Here is an 18,178-nt window from a genome sequence, read left to right as displayed (position 1 = left end):
AGAGTTCGTGATGGCTCGACTCTCTTCTGCGCGCCAGCCACGGCCAAGGGGCTTGACGCCGTCGTGGGTTGCGGTAGTCGCGCGCACCCGCAGACAGGGGGCGCTTGTCTCCGCCCCTAGTCTCCGGTTCGACCGCTGTCAACGCCCGCGCTCCGCCGTCGTGACGCTGACAGTGTGAGCGGACCGTTCGAAAGGAGCGATGATGCAGAACGTCACGATTCTGGCCCCCTCTCCGACGCTGACCGTCACCGTAGAGGACCATCCGCAGGGGTCCGAGATCCATAACCACGCGGGTGGGCAGGGCGTATGGCAGGCGCGGATGCTGCGCCGACTGGGCATCCCCGTGACGATGTGCTGCCTGCTCACCGGCGAGGTGGGGCGGACGCTGCGGCATCTCCTCGAAGACGAGGACGTCACCGTGCAGGCGCTGACACGTGAGGGGCGCGGATCCGCCTATGTGCACGATCGTCGAGGCGGTCGCCGCATCGTGGTGGACGAGGAGGAAGGCGACCCGATCGGCCGGCACGACCTCGACGACCTCTACAGCGCGATGCTGCGGTGCAGCGAGCATTCGCGGATCGCGGTCCTCAGCGGACCGGCCGGCGATGACAGCATCCCTGCCGATTTCTATCGTCGTCTCACGATCGATCTGCGCGCAGCGGGGCTGACGGTGATCGCGGATCTCGCCGGTGAACGGCTGCGCGCCGTCGTCGATGGGCAGGTGGACGTCCTGAAAGTCAGCCATGAGGAATTGGTCGCAGACGGACTCGTCTCGGAGGAGACCGTCCCGCAGATCATCGCGGCCATGCAGCAGCTGCGCGCGGATGGAGCGGGAGCGGTGATCGTGACCCGGGCGTCGGAACCGCTGCTGCTGGCGGATGCCGACGGCGTCCGGGAGATCACCCCGCCGCCGTTCGAGGAGAACGAGTCCCGCGGCGCCGGGGATTCGTTGACGGCCGGCGTCATCGCCGCGCTCTCGCGCGGTGAAAGCCTCGACGAGGCGATGACGCTCGGCGCCGCGGCCGGAGCGCTCAATGTCACCCGCCATGGGCTCGGCACCGGTGACGCCGAGCTGATCGAGTCGCTGCGGCAGAAGGTGAGCGTGCGCGACCTCGCCGGCGATCAGACCGCCCCGCCGGAACGGGAGGGGCGCGTCAGTCCCGATGGCCTCGCCGCTCTCATCACCCCGGAGGAGCAGTCATGACCCGTGTGCTGATCACGAACGACGATGGCATCGACGCTCCGGGGCTTCTGGCACTGGCGGATGCCGCGACCCGTGCGGGGTACGACGTCACCGTCGCGGCTCCCGCTGAGCAGTCCAGCGGTTCGAGCGCGTCGATCATGGCGGTGGAGACCGACGGGCGCATCGCCGTCGACCGCCGCACGCTCGGCGAGCTCGATGTCCCCGCGTTCGCGGTGCACGGCGGGCCGGGCCTCATCGCGATGATCGCTGCGCGCGGAGCCTTCGGCGAAGCCCCCGATCTCGTGCTCTCCGGCATCAACCACGGCGCCAATGTCGGACGCGCCATCCTGCACTCGGGCACCGTCGGCGCAGCTCTCACCGGCGCACTCAACGGCGCCTGGGCGATGGCCGTCTCCCTCGATGTCGGCATGAACCCCGAGACCTTCGCTTGGCCGACCGCGGCCGTTGCCGCTCTCCGGCTCGTGCCCGAGCTCCTATCCGTCGAGCGCGGGACGTCGTGGAACGTCAACGTCCCGAACCGTGCGGACCATCGCGGGATCCGCGAGGCATCCCTCGCGCCTTTCGGAATCGTCCAGATGGCCGTGGCTGAGAAGGAGGACCGCTTCGTCCGCCTGGCCGTCGAGGAGCTGCCGAACATCGCGGTCGACGACAGCGACGCTGCCCACCTCGCCGAGGGGTGGGTCACCGTCACCGGCATCGACTCGGTGACGCAGCGCCCGATCGGCCGCGCCCTCAGCTGAGAGGCGGAGTCGTCCCCTCTCCGGGGGCCGGGTGCTCGCCCGCCTCCGGCGGCTCCGGAACGAGATAGAGGCCGGTCGGAGCATTCGCGGTGAAGGCGAGCGCATCAACCCAGGCCCGGTTGATCGACGGCTGGCGGCCACCGTAGTACTTGTAGACGATCGAACTGCCCGGGTGGACCCAGACGGTGGTGCGTCCTCCGCCCACGCTGGCGTCCTCGCGCCAGCTGAACGCGAACGGCTCGCCTCGGCGCAGCTTCGCGCTGATCACGAGTTGCAGGTGGGTCAGCGCCCGGTCTTCGATCTCGACCTTGACGCCACCCTCATAGACGAACTTTCCCATGGTGCACTTCCTACTTCGCACAGGTACGGCCTGTGCATCCAACGGTGTTCCCCGCTCGTAGCGTAGCCCCTCCCCGCTATGTCAACCCCCTGAAACGTGCGAGATCGAGAACGTATTGTCGCGAACACGATCACAAGGAAGGCGATGATCATGACTGAACAGACTTCTTCTGATGGAAGCAATGCACCCACCACCACGCATGCGGAGTGGGGCGCCGGGAATCCGCGCCTCCTGGTCTCCCGTGATGGGGAGCGCTTCGTCTTCGATCTGGTCGCGGATGCCGTGCGCATCGGGTCGGCGGACGGAAACGAGCTGCAGCTGGCCGACACCGATCCGGTGCACGCCGATGTCGTTCATGACGACCGCGACGAGTACGTGCTGACCCTGCACGGTCACGGAGAGATGAACGCGAACCCGGATGCCGCGGAGACGGGCGCGAGCGGAAGATCCGAGATCCTGCGCACCGGGGCACGGTTCACCGCCGGCGACTGGACGCTCGTGTACAGCCGCGAGGAGTTCGCCGACCACGGCCGGCCTTATGGCGGACGCGTCGGAGGAGAGTTCTCGGACCAGCCGCCGCAGCCCGAGCGCCCGGACTACGGCAGCGGCGAGAGCGACGATGCGCAACGCGGCTACGAGGTCAAGGACGGCTGAGCGCCGTCCCACGGAGACGGAGGGGACGAGACCATGACCACAGCACGCGACATCATGACGCCGACGCCGCGGTGCATCGGCGAGAACGATTCGTTGAGCATCGCCGCATCCGTCATGTCGGATCTCGACGTCGGGGCTCTGCCGATTTTCGGCGAGGACCGCAGTCTCATGGGCATGGTCACCGACCGGGACATCGTGGTGGATGCCGTCGCCCTCGGCCTGGACCCGGAGACGACGCCGACCCGGGTACTGGCCAAAGGCCCCCCGGTCACGGTGCGCACCACCGATGACGTCACCATTGCGCTGGAGAAGATGCGCGAGCATCAGGTACGGCGGCTACCGGTCCTCGAAGACGGGAAGCTCGTCGGAATCCTCAGCCAGGCCGACGTCGCACGGGCGCTATCCGCAGAACAGACCGGTGTCACGGTCGAACAGATCTCACGATAGGAGTTTGATGAGTGTCGAACGTCTGGGCCGACTCGCCCGCGAGCACGATCTGCGCATCGCGGTCGTCGAATCGCTGACCTCCGGTGGCCTCGCGCACGCGGTGGGCGCCGGAGATGATGCCGCCCGCTGGTTCGCCGGCGGGATCGTCGCCTACATGACCGATGTGAAGGTTCACCTGCTCGGGGTGACGGCCGGCACCGACCCCTGCTCGGCCGCGTGCGCCGCGCAACTCGCCGCGGGCGGCCGGGAACTCTTCGGCGCAGACATCTGCGTCTCGACCACGGGCATCGGCGGCCCTGACGCCGAGAACGGGCACCGCCCCGGAACCGTCTACCTGGGCTGGGGCGTCGAAGGCGCTCACGGGGACGAGCTGCTCACGGTCGACGGGTCGCCGGAGCACGTCCTGAACGTCGCCATCGAAGCCGCCATACGGCTGCTCATCGAGCGCGCAGAAGATTTCGCCATCCGCCCCACGATGAAGGAGTGACCATGCCCCGCACGCAGAACTCTCGATTGAAGGACCCTGAGCTCTACGAATCGCTGCGCGAGGACGGCGCTTCGAAGGAGAAGGCCGCCCGCATCTCGAATGCGACCGGCGGCACGAAGAAGGGCCGTTCCGCGGTGGGCCGCCGCGGCGGTGAGGCGGGCGACTACGAGGAGCGGACGGTGCAGGAGCTCCAAGCCCGAGCCAAGGAGCTCGGCCTCACGGGCTACTCCGGCAAGCGCAAGGCCGACCTGATCCGCATGCTGCGGGAGCACTGAGCCTCAGCCGCGCGCGACCGCACCGCTCTCCGACGACTTCGGCTCATCAGCATCCGAGCCGCGTCCCCGGCCGAGCGAACCCGTCGCGAACAGTCCGAGAGTGAGGAAGCCGGCCGCCGTCAGGGCCGCATTTCGCGTGCCGTCGGTGAACGCCTGCTTCGCGGCATCCGCGGCGTCAGCCGTCTGCGGGGAATCCGCAAGCCCGGCGATCGCGGCTCCCGAGCTGTCGATCACCGCGCTGACGATCTTGTCGTTCGCCTCACCGGTGATCCCGCGATCGTCGAGAGACGAGGCGAGGAGGCCGGCCGTCGAGGTGTAGAGCACTGTTCCGAGGATCGCGATGCCCAGCGCGGAGCCGACCTGACGCGACGTCGACTGGGCTCCGGAGCCCTGGCCCGACAGCCGCACCGGCACGTCCTGCAGCACCACTCCGGTCAGCTGCGCCGTGGCGAGGCCCACGCCGAATCCGTAGACGAAGAGCGCGGGGAGCAGCCAGCCCCAACCGCCGTCGGGGCGGATGACGAACGCCGCGACGGCGATTCCCACGATCTCGGCGATCAGCCCGGTTCGCACGATCCAGACCGCCGAGACCTTGTTGCCCAGCGCCGCGGCGATCCCGCTGGCGAAGAATGATCCGACGGCCAGCGCGAGCAGGACGAGCCCGGTCTGAAGCGCATCGAAGCCGAGCACGAACTGCAGGTAGAGCGGCAGCGACAGGATGATGCCGAACTCGCCGAGCGAGACGACGAGGGCCACGAGGTTGCCGTTGCGGAAGCTCGCGATCCCGAACAGCGAGAACTCCAGCAGCGCTGCCTTGCCGGCGCGAATGCGGTGCCGACCCCAGAGGATGAAGGCGATGAGCGCCATCACGGTCACAGCGAATGCCACCGGCACGGGCGACAGCGCCCACGGCCAGGTGAAGGACCCGAATGCGACGGTGCCGTCAGTCGTCCACCAGCCGAGGGTGCGCCCCTCGATCAGGCCGAACACGAGCGTTGCGAACAGGACGACGGAGATCACCGCGCCGATGCCATCCAGGCTGCGAGTGCTCTTCTCCTGCGTGCCGCGCACGGTCAGCAGCACACCGATGATGATGAGGATCCCGAAGGGGATGTTGATCCCGAACGCCCCGCGCCAGGAGAACGCGGTCGTCAGCCACCCGCCCAGCAGCGGCCCGACCGCGGCCATTCCGCCGATCGTCGATCCCCAAACGGCGAAGGCGATGCTCCGCTCACGCCCCTGGAAGGTCGCGTTGATGATCGAGAGCGTCGTCGGCAGGATCATCGCGCCGCCGATCCCCTGCACCAGTCGCGCGAGGATCAGGATGCCGGTGGTCGACGCGATGGCCGCGAACACCGAAGACAGCGCGAAGAGGACGACGCCGACGAGGAGAAGCCGCCGCCGGCCGACGCGATCCGCCAGGGTGCCGAAGAACAGCAGGAGCGAAGCGAAGACGAGCGTGTACGACTCTTGGATCCACTGGACCTGCGTGGATGAGACGTCGAGCTCCTCGACGATCGACGGAACCGCGACGTTGACGATCGTCGAATCGACGATGATCAACGACACGGCAACGCTGATGAAGACGAGGGAGAGCCAGCGACGACGAGAATCGGTCATTAACTTAGCTTAGGACTTATCTAGCCCGGCTAGCAAACCCTCGTGGTGTTACAGCTGGACGGGCGGCGCTGGTTCGTCCTCGACTTCTTCCGGATGCCGCGAGAGGTTGACGAGCGCGGCGACCAGCCCACCCCAGACGGTCACCATCGCGACGACCATGTAGACGACAGCGGTTGCGGTCATGATTCTGCTCCGTTCTGCGCAGCGACCCCCGGAACACGGATCGTCGCCGTCTCCGAATCGGGCTCATAGTGTTCAGCGGCGAGGAACTCGTCGTACTGCGGATCATCCTTCGCGTGCGAACGCCCACTCCATGGGATGAACGTCAGCACGACGGCGAGGATGACGAGCGCGATGACCATGCCCCACCCGAAGACTCCGAGGAACCACCCCGGGTAGCCCTCGTAGGGAGCAGAGATCTTCGCGATCAACTCGGTGACCAGCAGGTAGCCGAGAACGATCGGAGAGATCACACCGACCAGCAGTCGCCAGATGAGCCCGATCCGGAAGCTCGAGCGGCGGTTGAGATGCTCCTGCAGCGCGGGCAGCTTGTGCAGCATCCAAGCCACGACGATGACCGCGACCAGAGCGACCGTCATGATGCCGAAGGCGTTGACGAAGGCATCCGTCGTGTCGAGCACGGCCAGCGCCGTCGTCGTCGAGAACAGGGCCATCGAGATGACCGCGAGCGGAATCGTGACGATGAGCGTCGTGCGAACGCGGCCCCAGCCGAGCTTGTCCTGCAGCGCGGCGACGATGACCTCGAGGATCGAGATCATCGAGGTGACGCCGGCGAACACGAGAGAGCCGAAGAACAGGACACCGATGATCGAGCCCCCGGTCGCCTGCGACACGATCGTCGGGAACGCGACGAAGGCGAGACCGATACCCGCGGAGGCGACATCGTCGATCTGCGACGCCTGCGCCTGGGCCATGAATCCGAGGGCGGCGAAGACGCCGATCCCCGCGAGGATCTCGAAGCCCGAGTTCGCGAAGGCGACGACCAGGCCCGACCCCGTCAGGTCGGTCTTGCGCTTCAGGTACGACGAGTAGGTGACCATGATGCCGAACGCCACCGACAGGGAGAAGAAGATGTGGCCGTATGCCGCGGCCCACACGGCCGGGTCGGCCAGCGCCTGCCAGTTCGGCTCGAAGAAGGCGTTGAGGCCATCCATCGCGCCGGGCAGGAACAGCGCCTGGATGACGAGGACCGCGAACATCAGCGTCAGAAGCGGCATGAGGATCATGTTCGCCGCGCCGATGCCGCGCTTCACGCCCAGCGCCATGATGACGATCGTGACCACCCAGACCGCCAGCAGGGGGATGCCGACCTGCGGAACGAAATCGGTCGAGACGCCGTCTGCGACGTCGCCCATCTGGAGGAAGTCCGAGAAGAAGAAGGTGTCTTCATTGCCGGCGCCCCAGGTGAGCTGCGCCGAGAACCAGGTGTACATCGCCGCCCACGCGATGATGACCGCGTAGTAGACCGCGATCACCACACAGATGAGAACCTGCCACCAGCCGAGCGGCTCGGCGGCCCGGTGCAGGCGCCGGAACGCGAGCGGGGCGGATCCGCGGAAACGGTGCCCGATCGCGTAGTCGAAGAACAGCAGCGGGATGCCGGCGGTCAGCAGCGCGCACAGATAGGGGATGAGGAATGCGCCTCCGCCGCCCTCGTAGGCGACATAGGGGAACCGCCAGATGTTGCCAAGACCGACGGCGGAGCCGATGGCCGAGAGGATGAAGACATTACGGGATCCGAATGCCTCGCGCTTGGGCGCCCGCTTCATTGCTGTTGCCATGCCCGAGACCATACCAGCGGGGGTGCGCCGCAGATAGATATCCACAGATCGCCCCGACTGGTCACCTGACGCCGCATCTCCACGGCTCGTTGAGGAGGAGCGGGCGACCGCCCCTCCTCAACGAGGCCATCACACTGCTGCGAGCACCGGGGCCACGATCCTGCTGCTGATCGATCCGACTCCCTCGATCGACACCGTGACCGTCGAGCCGGCGGCGAGGAAGTCGCCGCGGGGCTTGCCGACCCCGGCCGGCGTGCCCGTGAGGATGAGATCGCCCGGCTCGAGCGTGAACAGGCGGCTGGCCGCCGCGATGAGCTGCGGGATGCGCACGACCATGTCGCTGGTGCGCGAGTCCTGCTTGACCACGCCGTCGACGTCGAGCCGGATCGCGAGGTCATGCGGATCGGTGATGTTCCACGCAGGCACGATCCCCGGGCCGATCGGGCAGAAGCCGTCGCGGCTCTTCGCAAGCACCCAGTCGAAGGTGAACGGAGCATCGACCGCGTCGGGGCGGTGGAACAGGCCCCGCGCCGAGAGATCATTGACCACCACATAGCCGCCGACATGCTCCATCGCAGCATCCACATCGATGTTCTTGCCGCGTCGCCCGATCACGACGCCGAGCTCCGCCTCCCAGTCGAGCTGGTGCGCCGGGTCGTCGAGAACAACCGCGTCGTCGGGTCCGACGATCGAGGTTGTGGGCGCCTTCAGGAAGAAGAACGGCTCACCGTTCGGATCCGGACGGTCCGAGCCCATCTCCGCCGCGTGGCTGAAGTAGTTCGCCCCGGCGCAGATCACCTTGCGCGGGAACGTGATGGGCGCCGTGAGCACGGCGTCGGGCACGATCGTCAGGCCGACCGGGTCGACGGCTGCGATATCCTCCGCAGCGCTCTCCCAGGCGTCCATGAGCTCGAGCGCGCTCATCTCACGGAATGCCGCCGGCGGGATGCGCACGCCGTCATCCGTGGCGAATCCGAGACGGACGGTGGGGTCGTCGCTCGTCGAGTACTGGACGATGCTGAACGGGGTGGTCATGATCAAACTCCTGCGGTGTGAAACGGGTCAGTACTTGCTGCGCGCACGGCGCGGGGTGGATTCGGTGTCCCAATAGGTCACCGCTCTCTGGAGCCAGGCCACGATCATGAAGAGCACGAGGCCGAGGAGGGAGAGGAAGAGGATCATCGCGAACACCCGGTCGATGTCGATGCGGGTCGCTGCGACGCGGATCTGCTCGCCGAAGCCCGTGCCTCCGCCGATGAACTCCGCGGCGACGGCACCCGTCACCGACGAGACGACGGCGATCTTCAGGCCCGCGAAGATGAACGGCAGCGCTCGGTGCAGGCGCAGCTTCCAGAAGGTCATCCACGGCGAGGCGTTGAACGACGCGAAGAGCTTGCGCTCCTCCACGCTCGTGGCGTTGAGCCCCGAGACCGTGCCGATGATCACCGGGAAGAGCGAGAGGAACGCCGCCATCACGATCTTGGAACTCATGCCGAAGCCGAACCAGGCGATGAAGACCGGGATGAAGGCGATCTTCGGCGTCGCCTCGAGCATGACGAACAGTGGCAGCACCGCTTTGCGTCCGAACTCGCTCAGACCGATCCACAGGCCGATGAGGAATCCGGCGACCACGGCGCAGAGGAACCCGATGAGGATCTCCTGCACCGTGACCCAGAGCTGGCCGAGCAGGAAGCCGTTGGGCTGGAAGAACTGCATCGTGACGATGCCGACCTGCTGCGCGACATCCCAGGGGCCGGGCAGGATGATGCGCGGCACAGCCCCGCTCATGACGATGAGCTGCCAGACGGCGAGGAAGACGGCGACGGCCAGGGCGATGGCCGCAGGCTGCGGGAGCGCATTGATCGCACGCCCCAGAGCCGAGGGCTTGCGTGCGCCACGCCGCCGCGCACGAGGCTGGTTCGTGATGGTGTTCAGCGTGTCAGTCATGGTGGCCCCGATCCAGCGCGGTGCGGACATCTTTCAGGTACTGCACGTACCGCGGGTCGGCGACCGAATCGACCGTGCGCGGACGGGGCAGATCGACGTCGATGATCTGGTTGACCCGTCCCGGGCGGGCTGCCATCGCCAGCACGCGATCCGCCAGGAAGATCGACTCCGGGATCGAGTGCGTGACGAGGATCACGGTCGCGTCGCGCTCCAGCGCGATGCGCTGGATCTCGGCATCCATCCGCTCCCGGGTCAGCTCATCCAGCGCACCGAAGGGCTCATCGAGCAGCAGGATCTCGGGTTCCGTGATGAGCATGCGGCAGATCGCGGCGCGCTGCGCCATTCCGCCCGAGAGCTGCCAGGGATGCGCGTGGGCGAATCCGCCGAGTCCGACGGTCTCGATGAGCTCCATCGCGGCGTCGACCTTCTGGCGAGCCGCCGCCTTGCCCTCGGCGACTTCGATGGGGAGAAGGATGTTCTCCAGCGTCGTCCGCCAGGGCAGCAGGGCAGGCTTCTGGAACATGACCCCGACCTGAGGCGCGGGCCCCGTGAGCGATTCGCCACGGAAGCGCACCGACCCTTGAGAGGGGGTGAGGAGCCCGGCGAACATGTTGAGCAGCGTCGATTTTCCGCAGCCGCTCGGGCCGATCAACGCCGTGAAGCTTCCGCGCCGGATCGTCAGGTCGACGTTCTGGATCGCGGCGGTCTCCGCCCCCGGGAAGCTGTGGCTGACTCCCTCGAGCCGGTACTCGATCGGGGCGAGGGTCGTCGTTCTCTCCTGCATGGCCGTGCTCACTTGTTGAACGCCTCGACGAAGTCGTTCGTGAAGAGGGCGTCGACCTGGATCGCGCCTTCGTCGAGTTCGCCGGCCGCGACGAGGTCATCGACGATGCGCTGCCAGTGCTCAGGGTTGTTGTATCCGAACTCCGCACCATCGGGCGAGGTCTGGCTCTTCGCGAACGCCTCGAGCATGGCTTCGGCGAACTCCGGGTCCTCGATCTCCTGCGGCTGGTAGCGGCCACAGATCTCGAGCACCTCGTCGGGGTTCTCCATGCCGTATTCGGCGGCGCGGTGGAAGGCCTCGCCGAAGGCGCCGATCGTCTCTCCGTTCGCCTCGATGAAGGCGCCGGTGGCGGCCAGCCCGTTGCCGAACATGTGGCCGGTGGAGGTGCCCGAGACATCCTGGATGTCGAGACCGGATGTCGCGAGCACGGCGACGCCCTCGGGGGATGCGGCGAAGGCGTCGATGTCGCCGCGGCTGAATCCGGCGACGGCCTGTCCTCCTTCGCCGACCACGAGGATCTCGTAGTCGCCGTCTTCGAGGCCCTCGGCCTGCATGACGGCCTTGAGGAATGCGACTTCTCCGCCGTCGGCCGTCGAGACGCCGATGGTCTTGCCCGCGAGATCGGATGCTGCGGCGATGCCGGTCTCGGACGGCGTAATGAGCGAGAACGCTCCTCCGGGCATCGTGTTGGCGACGTACTTCACATCCTGCCCCTCGACCGCCGAGAAGATCAGCGGAGTCGCGCCGGGCGTGCCGATATCGGCCTGTTCGGACAGAAGCGCCTGCAGCACCGCGGCGGAGCCGTTGACCGGCTGGATCTCGACGTCGAGCCCGTTCTCGGCGAAGTAGCCGAGGTCATGAGCGACGTAGGTCGGGTACATCGGCAGACACGCGCTCGTGACCATGGCGATCGTGACCTGCTGGGCATCGGCACCGGGGTCGACGGCGGATTCGCCGCCCGGGCTCGCGCCGGAGCATCCGGCGAGGATGATCGCGCCCGCGGTGAGCGCTGTGATTGCGGCAGCCTTGCGCATTGTTGTTCTCCTTTGAACGGTGTGCTGTGTCGCGAAGAATCGGACCTATTGGTTATACCTGATAGAATCATGACTCAGACGCACTGTCAACACGCCTTTCGGGCCCGCCATCGGAGATGATGGAGAGCCCCGCACCTCAGGAAGCCCCGTGATCCTCGGACAATCCAAAGCACTCCTCGTCGCCGAGGAACTCGAGCGCTCCATCCAGACGATGGATCCGCAGACACGCATCGGCACGCGCGAATCCCTGCAGAAGCAGTACGGCGTCGCCCGCGCCACGATCAACGAAGCAGTCAAGATCCTCCACGACCGGGGGCGGATCATCGCGAAGTCCGGCCCCGGCGGCGGGCTCTTCACCGCCCTGCCGGATGCCGGCGTGCAGCTCGGCCGATTCCTCGTCGCCGTCGGGCAGGGCGAGGTGACCGACGTGGCCGATGCGATCGAGCTGCGCGACCACCTCGAGCACCTCATCGTGCGGCAGGCGACGCAGCACCGCTGCTCGGAAGACCTCGTCGCCCTCCACGCGATCCAGCGCCGGATCGATCAGGCAGCCGGTGACCATGGCGAGCTCCTCACACACGTCTGGGCGCTGCACCAGCGCATCGCCGAAATCGCGCCCAACGCGATGCTGCGGGCGACCTACCTCGGGGCCGTCGAATATGTGCGCTCCCACATCGACGCGCCGATCGCCCCGCCGATGGATGCCGCGCAGAAGGGCGAGTTCTTCGAGCAGCGCGTCTCGATGCACAGACGCCTCGTCGACGTGATCGAAAGCGGAGACGCGGATGCCGTCGACGCGGTCGTCGCGGAGCACAACCGCACCTGACCGCCGCATATCCACTGCCCCACGGTGAGTGCCGTGGGCGATGATGGAGCCATGACCACGTTCGAGCCGCACCCGCAGGAAGTCGTCCTCGGCGAGGGCATGCCGTGCACCGATGTCGAGCTGCTCGCCCCGCGCGAGGTGCCGCTGGGCGGGCCGCGCGCCATGACCGTGTACCGCACGCTCCCCGCGAAGGGTCGATCGTTCGTCGGGGCGTGGTGCTTCCTCGACCATTACGGCCCCGACGATGTCACCGATTCGGGCGGGATGCATGTGCCGAGGCATCCGCACACCGGACTTGCGACCGTGTCGTGGCTGTTCACCGGCAGCATCGATCACCTCGATTCCGGCGGCAACGCCGCCGAGGTACGCCCGGGTGAGCTCAATCTGATGATCGCGGGGCGCGGGATCACGCACTCCGAGATCAGCACGCCCGAGACGACCGCGCTGCACGGGGTGCAGCTCTGGTACGCGATGCCCGAGTCGACGCGCTTCACCGACAACGAGTTCATCCACTACGTGCCGGATGCCGTCACCGGCCCCGGATATTCGGCTCGTGTGTTCATCGGAGAGGCCTTCGGCTCGTCCTCGCCCGTCATCACGCGGACGCCGGATCTGCTCGGCGCCGAGGTGATTCTCGACGCGGATGCCGCGATCACCCTGCCCGCACGCCGGGACTTCGAATACGGCCTCCTCACCGAAACAGGACTCGCCGCTCTCAACGGCACCGAGGTCGCGCACCGCTCACTCGCCTATGCGCCGACCGGCGCCGATACCCTTACGATCACCGCCGGGCCCGCCGGCGCGCGGGTGATCCTGCTCGGCGGCGTGCCGCTGGGCGAGCGGATCGTCATGTGGTGGAACTTCATCGGCCGCTCGCACGACGAGGTCGTCGAGTTCCGCCGCCGCTACCAGGCCGAGCTCGGCTTCGATCCCGAGGATCCGGCGGATGCCGGGAAGCCGCGCCTGTTCGGAGACTTCCCCGAGGGCCAGCCCGCTCCCCTGCCCGCGCCGGTGCTGCCGAATGTGCGGTTGCGGCCGCGGGAATAGGCGGGGCCCTTCACCTACTTCACACGTACACTGAGTACGTGAAGTACGTCACGTACTCGTGCTCATGACGTACGCGCTTCAGAAGGGGCAACATGAATCAGGCAGCCACCATCGACTACCCCTCCTATTCGAGCGCGCGCACGCACTTCAGACAGGTCCTCGATGCCACTGGGAGCGGTCGTTCAGTAACCGTCGCCCGCGACGGGCAGGTCTCCGTCGTCGTCCCCGCCGATCGACTGCGGCACTTCTTCTTCCATTCCGTCCCTCCTCGCGTTGAGCTCTCCCGCGAAGACGGGCGGGTGATCGCGCTCATGGCCGGACGCCCGTTCGTCTCCGAGGGCGCCGACGTCGCCGATGCCCTCGCCGACCTCGTCGGCACGCTGCGCGAGTACGCCGAGGATTGGGAAGCCCGGCTTCAGCACGCCCCGAATCATCACGACAACTGGGGCCTGGTGCAGCTGATCAAGCTGTCATCCGATGAAGAGATCCTCGAGTGGTTCGAGCACGGCGGTGAGTAAGAAGCTTCCGGTCGCCACGCGCGAGGACCACGACGACTTCTGCACGAACGAAGAATGGGCTCTCGTTCGCGGAGCTTCGGGGAAGCCCGTGCGCCATCACCGCACCTACGAGCTCGTCCTGTGGGACGGAAGAATTCTCCGCACGCGAATCTCACGCCCTGTCGATCGCACCGAGTACGCCGCAAGCATGTGGTCGCATATCCTGCGCGAACAACTCGATGTCACCGCAGACGTTTTCTGGGAATGTGCGCGCGAAGGCGTCCTCCCCGATAGAGGCGGCCCCGCAGCGGTCACCCCACTCAAGTCCGTTCCGCTCTATCTCGTGCGTGAGCTCAGCCGCCTTGGGGTCTCAGAATCCGAGATCCTCGATATGGATGCTGCGGGAGCGGCGCAACTCTACGCGGAGCTCCTCGCCGAGGCAGAAGACCAGCACGGCGGTTGACTCAGCGGCCGGGCCGAAAAGCCTGGGTCGCCGGGCATCCGCGCAATCGCGGTGTCAGCCATCCATCGTCCTTCACTGCCCGGTCACAGCCCGAGCAGCAGGCGGACGACGCCGAAGACGAACGCCGAGAGCGAGGCGATCATGCCGAGAATCATGATGACGGCCCACGGCAGACCGATCAGCAGGTCACGGTCCCGCGGCTGCGAGAACGCACTCGGCAGCTCGCCCTCCGGGCATCCGCGCTTCTTCCACGAGCGGTAGTCGATCTCTTCGCGCACCCCACGAACCGCCCAGATGCACGCCGTCACCATGGGAGCGGCCATCGAACACACTGAGGCGATGCCCAGAAGGACACACAGGTTACGCGGCAGGCCGACGAAGACAAGCACGACGGCTGAATGAGAACACCGGACGATGGGAGGATGCCGGCACCGTGTTCCACCGTGTCGTCGTGTTCAACCAGCAGTCCCGTCACGTGACCGGCTCTCTGCACAAGGGAGACGCTGCGATCGTCGTCGGCGATCTCCGCTTCGGCAGCTACACCGACAAGGAGACCGGGCAGACGCGCGAGACTCGCAACGTGATCGCCGACAATGTCGGAGCTTCGCTGAAGTTCGCAGACGTCACCGTCAGCCGCACCCCAAAAGCTAGCGGCCCCGTCGCTGATGCTTCGGGGCCGCTAGCAGCGCCGGCCTCGTACGCCGGCGCAGATGTCACGCGCTGATTTTTCGCAACCGAGAGCGGACGGGAGTGATGCTACTCCCGTCCGCTCTTCGACGCTATGCAAGGCTGTCACGCCACCGACGGCCGTCGTCAACGTGCGTCCGGCTTCTCGATAGCCCGTCAGTCTTCACGCTGGCGTTGCGTCGGGTGCGGTCGTGAGACGCGCGATACGTCTCCATCTCAAGAACCGTGTCATCTACCAACGCCCTGTGCGTTAACTGTGCGCTCCCTATGTACTAGCCTGGGGTCTTTACGATGAAGTTTCGTCGTGGGATCTGAAGTACATCGAAGTATTGAACAGGAACTACATAATGCGAAGAATCGTTGTCGCCGTCATCGCGATTCTGACGGTCGGGTTGTTGACGCCAGCCCCGGCGACTGCCTCGACCATCTACGACTCCACCGCGGCCACCAGTATGCGAAACCTGGTCAGCGCGATGAGCATGTACGGCATGATGAACGGGGATAACTACAAGAGTGTCACTCCGGCAGCTCTTCGCGGCTGGGGCTGGACCCCGGGCGCGAACGAATCAGTCGATATCTGGGTTGAAGGCAGCGGGCGTAGTTGGCGGGCGACCCTGACCGACGTGCGCGGTTCGAGCGAGTACAGCTATGCCACCACCGGTGTTTTCAACGGGTTGGCCGGCAACTCTCGTGGCGCTTCCATTCCGCAGCCGGCTGGGATGGTGCAGCCGGCAGGTGTACGCGTGAACTCGATCACAGAGGGCATGGACGAAACCGCTCTCGCGGCGACGTTGACTGCAGCCTCGGTGACTTTGCTTGAAGTCTGCGCCTCTACCGCCGTGGTCCCTGGTCCGCGGTCGACTTCCAGCCTGCCGGACCACACCACGGCTTGTCTCGCAGCGGCGAACACGTCGGGCGCCAGCATGCTCAGCATCATCCGCGCACTGTATTCCACGGCCTCAGGCCGTGCCGCACTCGCCACATTGACTCGCCACTTCATCACGGTCAACGCAGGGATCACGACTGTCACTACTCCGGACTGGGTGAACACGTCGAATCCGGAGCTGCAGACGCCCACTCCGCCTCCCGCATACGGTGGTCTCCTTGGAGCCGAGTGGCGCACGTCTGGGCTGATCTCCGCACTGAAGTTGCGAAACGCGGGCCTCACGGAGGAGCAGGCCACAGTTGCCGCGAACGAGTGCTTGAAGCTTGTCGCCGCCGCGGCACTGGGAACTGACCCCTACTCAGAGTGCAAGGACAAGCCGATCTTCTTCAGCGGGCGCGATGTTCCGGAAGCAACGGACCACGACATCGAAGCCCTCGCTACCAACCCGGCATGGGTGGCGCTGAATTACGAGAACAGAACGCGCACGAACTGGTACCGCAGCGACCCGCGGTGCATTTCTCTAGAGACGGGTACGGACTGTGACGAATACCCCTTCAACGCAACAGCGCAGGGCGGTGAATACGCGGCCCCGCCCGTGTCGCTTAAGCAGATCGACAGCGCCCAGAACCAAAATCAGGGTTCCTACTACAGTGCCTTCTTGACGGCATGCAAGGTGCGTGAGCGCCCGGCAATGGATTTCCTAGCGGTCCCCGTGCCGGAATCTTTGGTGGAAGTACCTACGTTCCGCGTCTGTAACCCGTGATCTCATGACGTTTGAGAGTGTGACCGACGCACTGCGCCGGTATGAGGACGAGCTCGTGCGACAGGGCCTGCGGGACCATTTCGCTGACGGACTGACCGCACGCGAGATCGATGAGATCGAGGCCGAGGTCGGATTCCGATTTTCGGAGGACGTGCGCGCGGTCTGGTCTTGGCACAACGGAACGCATGAAACGGTCATCACGCTGCCTGGCGGACAGATACTGATCGTCCCTGATCACCCCTTTCCCCGGTTCCGCGACGCGGTGGATCGGGGCGAGTCCATGGTGAAGACTGCAGAGATTCTAGAAGAGGGCACCCCTGGAGTGGACCGGTTCGTGCAACTGAACGCAGGCAATGACCCGTTCTTCATCAATACAACGGAGCCTGACCTGCCTGACTCGTTGACCTTCCGCAGTGTCTGGGGACGTGGCATCAATAGCGTGCCACACATTACCGTGACCGAGCGTGTGGACCTGTGGATCGAAGCGTTCCAGTCGGGCGCGTGGTACATCGACGAGCACCGCGGCATGCAACAGATCGACGACAAGCTCAGCGACAAGCTAGGGGCGTTGCTCTACTACAGGTAACGGCGCGAGGCATGCGTGAGGCGAGGAGGAGCTGATATCATCATCTCCTCCTCGCCTCACGCTGGATCACGGTCGCTGATTGGAGGCGATTGCGGTGCCCGTCAAGTGCTGTTCGAGCTACAGTGAATCGGCCTGACTTTCGTTCCTATCGGATTGTTTGTCCGGCAAGTGCCGGCTGGGCTGATTCTAGGTCAGCGTTGTACGCCCGTTCGACCTCGATCGGGGTGCGCATGTCGAGCTCGCCGTGGAGGCGCTGGTTGTTCCACCACCACACGTACTCGAGGGTTGCTAGCTCGACCTGCTCGACGGTTCGCCAGGGGCCGCGCTGACGGATCAGTTCGGTCTTGTAGAGACCGTTGACCGCCTCGGCGAGGGCGTTGTCGAACGAGTCGCCGACGGTCCCGGTGGAGGGTTTCGCGCCGAGTTCCTCGATCCGATCGGTGTAGACCACGGCGAGGTAGTTCGATCCGTGATCGGCGTGATGAACCAGGCCGTCGAGGCGTCCGCCGGCGTCCCAGGCGGCCATATCGAGCGCCCGTAGTGGCAGGATGTCGGACTTGAGTGTGGCTGCGACGTTCCAGCCCACGATGCGACGCGAATAGACATCGGTGACGAACGCGACATACGCAAACCCGGACCATGTTGCGACGTAGGTCACGTCAGCGACCCAGAGGCGGCGCGGGCCGGGGGCAGTGAACCGGCGTTGCACGAGATCCTTCGGCTTCTCCGCTGCCGGGTCGGACTTCGTCGTGAACACCCGCTTGGACCGCTTCACACCCTCCACCCCGGCGAGCCGCATGAGCCGTTCGGTCTGATCGCGACCGATCTCCCACCCTTGCCGCCGCATGAGTGCGTGCATCTTCCGGCGTCCGTAGACGCCGTAGTTCTCCGCATGCAACCTGGCGACCTCCGGCACCAGCAGGTCATCGCGCAGCTGCCTCGCTGACGGCGCACGGCCGACGGCGGCGCGGTAGCCGCGCGAGGTGAGGAAGCCCTGGACTGCCGGTTTGAGGGCTCTTCGGACATTCGGTGGGGGTGAGGCGCGCCGGGTGATGGTCGGCGGGTAGGGGTCGAGGTCCCCGAGGATCA

The 18,178-nt window shown here is 66.2% G+C and carries 23 protein-coding genes; 13 read left to right on the top strand and 10 right to left on the bottom strand.

What is annotated here, in order from left to right:
• The first annotated feature begins 199 nt into the window (after window positions 1-199).
• Entirely contained in the window at window positions 200-1,204 is a 1,005-nt protein-coding gene (locus Q0Z66_RS07690; RefSeq protein ID WP_298039801.1) for a PfkB family carbohydrate kinase, read from the top strand.
• The gene (locus Q0Z66_RS07685; RefSeq protein WP_298039798.1) at window positions 1,201-1,944 is read left to right on the top strand and encodes a 5'/3'-nucleotidase SurE; all 744 of its coding nucleotides are present in this window, start codon (window positions 1,201-1,203) and stop codon (window positions 1,942-1,944) included. The genes Q0Z66_RS07690 and Q0Z66_RS07685 overlap by 4 nt, the downstream gene beginning before the upstream one ends.
• On the opposite strand, the gene Q0Z66_RS07680 is transcribed toward Q0Z66_RS07685, so the two are convergent.
• Window positions 1,937-2,284 (bottom strand): ATP-dependent DNA ligase, encoded by a 348-nt coding sequence (locus tag Q0Z66_RS07680; protein WP_298039795.1) that lies wholly within the window; start codon window positions 2,282-2,284, stop codon window positions 1,937-1,939. The two genes, Q0Z66_RS07685 and Q0Z66_RS07680, sit on opposite strands and share 8 nt — an antisense overlap.
• A gap of 150 nt (window positions 2,285-2,434) precedes the next feature.
• Between Q0Z66_RS07680 and Q0Z66_RS07675 the strand changes: the two genes are divergently transcribed.
• The 4 genes from Q0Z66_RS07675 to Q0Z66_RS07660 are packed head-to-tail and all read left to right on the top strand — an operon-like array spanning window position 2,435 to window position 4,147.
• Window positions 2,435-2,938, top strand: coding sequence for a hypothetical protein (locus Q0Z66_RS07675; protein WP_298039791.1), 504 nt, complete (start codon window positions 2,435-2,437; stop codon window positions 2,936-2,938).
• Window positions 2,939-2,971: 33 nt separating this feature from the next.
• Window positions 2,972-3,385, top strand: a complete 414-nt coding sequence (locus Q0Z66_RS07670; RefSeq protein WP_298039788.1) for a CBS domain-containing protein — start codon at window positions 2,972-2,974, stop codon at window positions 3,383-3,385.
• Between the two features lie 7 nt (window positions 3,386-3,392).
• Window positions 3,393-3,872: a CinA family protein gene (locus tag Q0Z66_RS07665; protein ID WP_298039782.1), complete on the top strand. Its 480-nt coding sequence runs from the start codon at window positions 3,393-3,395 to the stop codon at window positions 3,870-3,872.
• Between the two features lie 2 nt (window positions 3,873-3,874).
• A complete protein-coding gene (locus Q0Z66_RS07660) occupies window positions 3,875-4,147 on the top strand; it encodes a Rho termination factor N-terminal domain-containing protein (RefSeq protein WP_298039776.1) in 273 nt (90 codons plus the stop codon).
• 3 nt (window positions 4,148-4,150) lie between these two features.
• Here Q0Z66_RS07660 and Q0Z66_RS07655 read toward each other — a convergent pair whose 3' ends face one another.
• From Q0Z66_RS07655 to Q0Z66_RS07625, 7 genes are all read right to left on the bottom strand, one after another.
• Window positions 4,151-5,767 (bottom strand): DHA2 family efflux MFS transporter permease subunit, encoded by a 1,617-nt coding sequence (locus Q0Z66_RS07655; protein WP_298039771.1) that lies wholly within the window; start codon window positions 5,765-5,767, stop codon window positions 4,151-4,153.
• Between the two features lie 48 nt (window positions 5,768-5,815).
• On the bottom strand, window positions 5,816-5,950 hold the full coding sequence (locus Q0Z66_RS07650; protein WP_298039768.1) for a methionine/alanine import family NSS transporter small subunit: 135 nt from the start codon (window positions 5,948-5,950) through the stop codon (window positions 5,816-5,818).
• Window positions 5,947-7,569 (bottom strand): sodium-dependent transporter, encoded by a 1,623-nt coding sequence (locus Q0Z66_RS07645; RefSeq protein WP_298039766.1) that lies wholly within the window; start codon window positions 7,567-7,569, stop codon window positions 5,947-5,949. Before Q0Z66_RS07645 ends, Q0Z66_RS07650 begins: the two co-directional genes overlap by 4 nt.
• Before the next feature lie 129 nt (window positions 7,570-7,698).
• Window positions 7,699-8,604, bottom strand: coding sequence for a fumarylacetoacetate hydrolase family protein (locus Q0Z66_RS07640; RefSeq protein WP_298039764.1), 906 nt, complete (start codon window positions 8,602-8,604; stop codon window positions 7,699-7,701).
• A gap of 27 nt (window positions 8,605-8,631) precedes the next feature.
• A complete protein-coding gene (locus Q0Z66_RS07635) occupies window positions 8,632-9,516 on the bottom strand; it encodes an ABC transporter permease (RefSeq protein WP_298039762.1) in 885 nt (294 codons plus the stop codon).
• Window positions 9,509-10,312 (bottom strand): ABC transporter ATP-binding protein, encoded by an 804-nt coding sequence (locus Q0Z66_RS07630; RefSeq protein ID WP_298039759.1) that lies wholly within the window; start codon window positions 10,310-10,312, stop codon window positions 9,509-9,511. The genes Q0Z66_RS07635 and Q0Z66_RS07630 overlap by 8 nt, the downstream gene beginning before the upstream one ends.
• A complete protein-coding gene (locus Q0Z66_RS07625) occupies window positions 10,309-11,334 on the bottom strand; it encodes an ABC transporter substrate-binding protein (protein WP_298039756.1) in 1,026 nt (341 codons plus the stop codon). The genes Q0Z66_RS07630 and Q0Z66_RS07625 overlap by 4 nt, the downstream gene beginning before the upstream one ends.
• A 148-nt stretch (window positions 11,335-11,482) precedes the next feature.
• Here Q0Z66_RS07625 and Q0Z66_RS07620 point away from each other — a divergent pair, with 148 nt between their 5' ends.
• From Q0Z66_RS07620 to Q0Z66_RS07605, 4 genes are all read left to right on the top strand, one after another.
• Complete coding sequence (locus Q0Z66_RS07620) at window positions 11,483-12,160, top strand: FCD domain-containing protein (protein WP_298039753.1); 678 nt, start codon at window positions 11,483-11,485, stop codon at window positions 12,158-12,160.
• A gap of 51 nt (window positions 12,161-12,211) precedes the next feature.
• Entirely contained in the window at window positions 12,212-13,207 is a 996-nt protein-coding gene (locus Q0Z66_RS07615; RefSeq protein ID WP_298039750.1) for a pirin family protein, read from the top strand.
• 92 nt (window positions 13,208-13,299) lie between these two features.
• Window positions 13,300-13,725: a hypothetical protein gene (locus Q0Z66_RS07610; protein WP_298039748.1), complete on the top strand. Its 426-nt coding sequence runs from the start codon at window positions 13,300-13,302 to the stop codon at window positions 13,723-13,725.
• Window positions 13,718-14,167: a cytotoxic translational repressor of toxin-antitoxin stability system gene (locus Q0Z66_RS07605; RefSeq protein ID WP_298039746.1), complete on the top strand. Its 450-nt coding sequence runs from the start codon at window positions 13,718-13,720 to the stop codon at window positions 14,165-14,167. The genes Q0Z66_RS07610 and Q0Z66_RS07605 overlap by 8 nt, the downstream gene beginning before the upstream one ends.
• Before the next feature lie 83 nt (window positions 14,168-14,250).
• Here Q0Z66_RS07605 and Q0Z66_RS07600 read toward each other — a convergent pair whose 3' ends face one another.
• Complete coding sequence (locus tag Q0Z66_RS07600; protein ID WP_298039744.1) at window positions 14,251-14,490, bottom strand: hypothetical protein; 240 nt, start codon at window positions 14,488-14,490, stop codon at window positions 14,251-14,253.
• Here Q0Z66_RS07600 and Q0Z66_RS07595 point away from each other — a divergent pair.
• The 3 genes from Q0Z66_RS07595 (at window position 14,403) to Q0Z66_RS07585 (ending at window position 17,089) form a co-directional block, all read left to right on the top strand.
• Window positions 14,403-14,891, top strand: coding sequence for a single-stranded DNA-binding protein (locus tag Q0Z66_RS07595; RefSeq protein WP_366938980.1), 489 nt, complete (start codon window positions 14,403-14,405; stop codon window positions 14,889-14,891). The genes Q0Z66_RS07600 and Q0Z66_RS07595 overlap by 88 nt on opposite strands.
• A gap of 310 nt (window positions 14,892-15,201) precedes the next feature.
• Window positions 15,202-16,503, top strand: coding sequence for a hypothetical protein (locus Q0Z66_RS07590; RefSeq protein ID WP_298039742.1), 1,302 nt, complete (start codon window positions 15,202-15,204; stop codon window positions 16,501-16,503).
• A 19-nt stretch (window positions 16,504-16,522) separates the two neighbouring features.
• A complete protein-coding gene (locus Q0Z66_RS07585; protein WP_298039740.1) occupies window positions 16,523-17,089 on the top strand; it encodes a hypothetical protein in 567 nt (188 codons plus the stop codon).
• A gap of 145 nt (window positions 17,090-17,234) precedes the next feature.
• Here the strand turns inward: Q0Z66_RS07585 and Q0Z66_RS07580 are convergent.
• On the bottom strand, window positions 17,235-18,178 hold a 944-nt coding region (locus Q0Z66_RS07580), incomplete at its 5' end, for an IS3 family transposase (protein WP_298039738.1).

This window comes from uncultured Microbacterium sp. (assembly GCF_947632095.1).
Taxonomy (GTDB): Bacteria; Actinomycetota; Actinomycetes; order Actinomycetales; family Microbacteriaceae; genus Microbacterium.
Note: the sequence above shows the minus strand (reverse complement) of the source record. Positions and strands in the feature narration are given on the sequence as shown.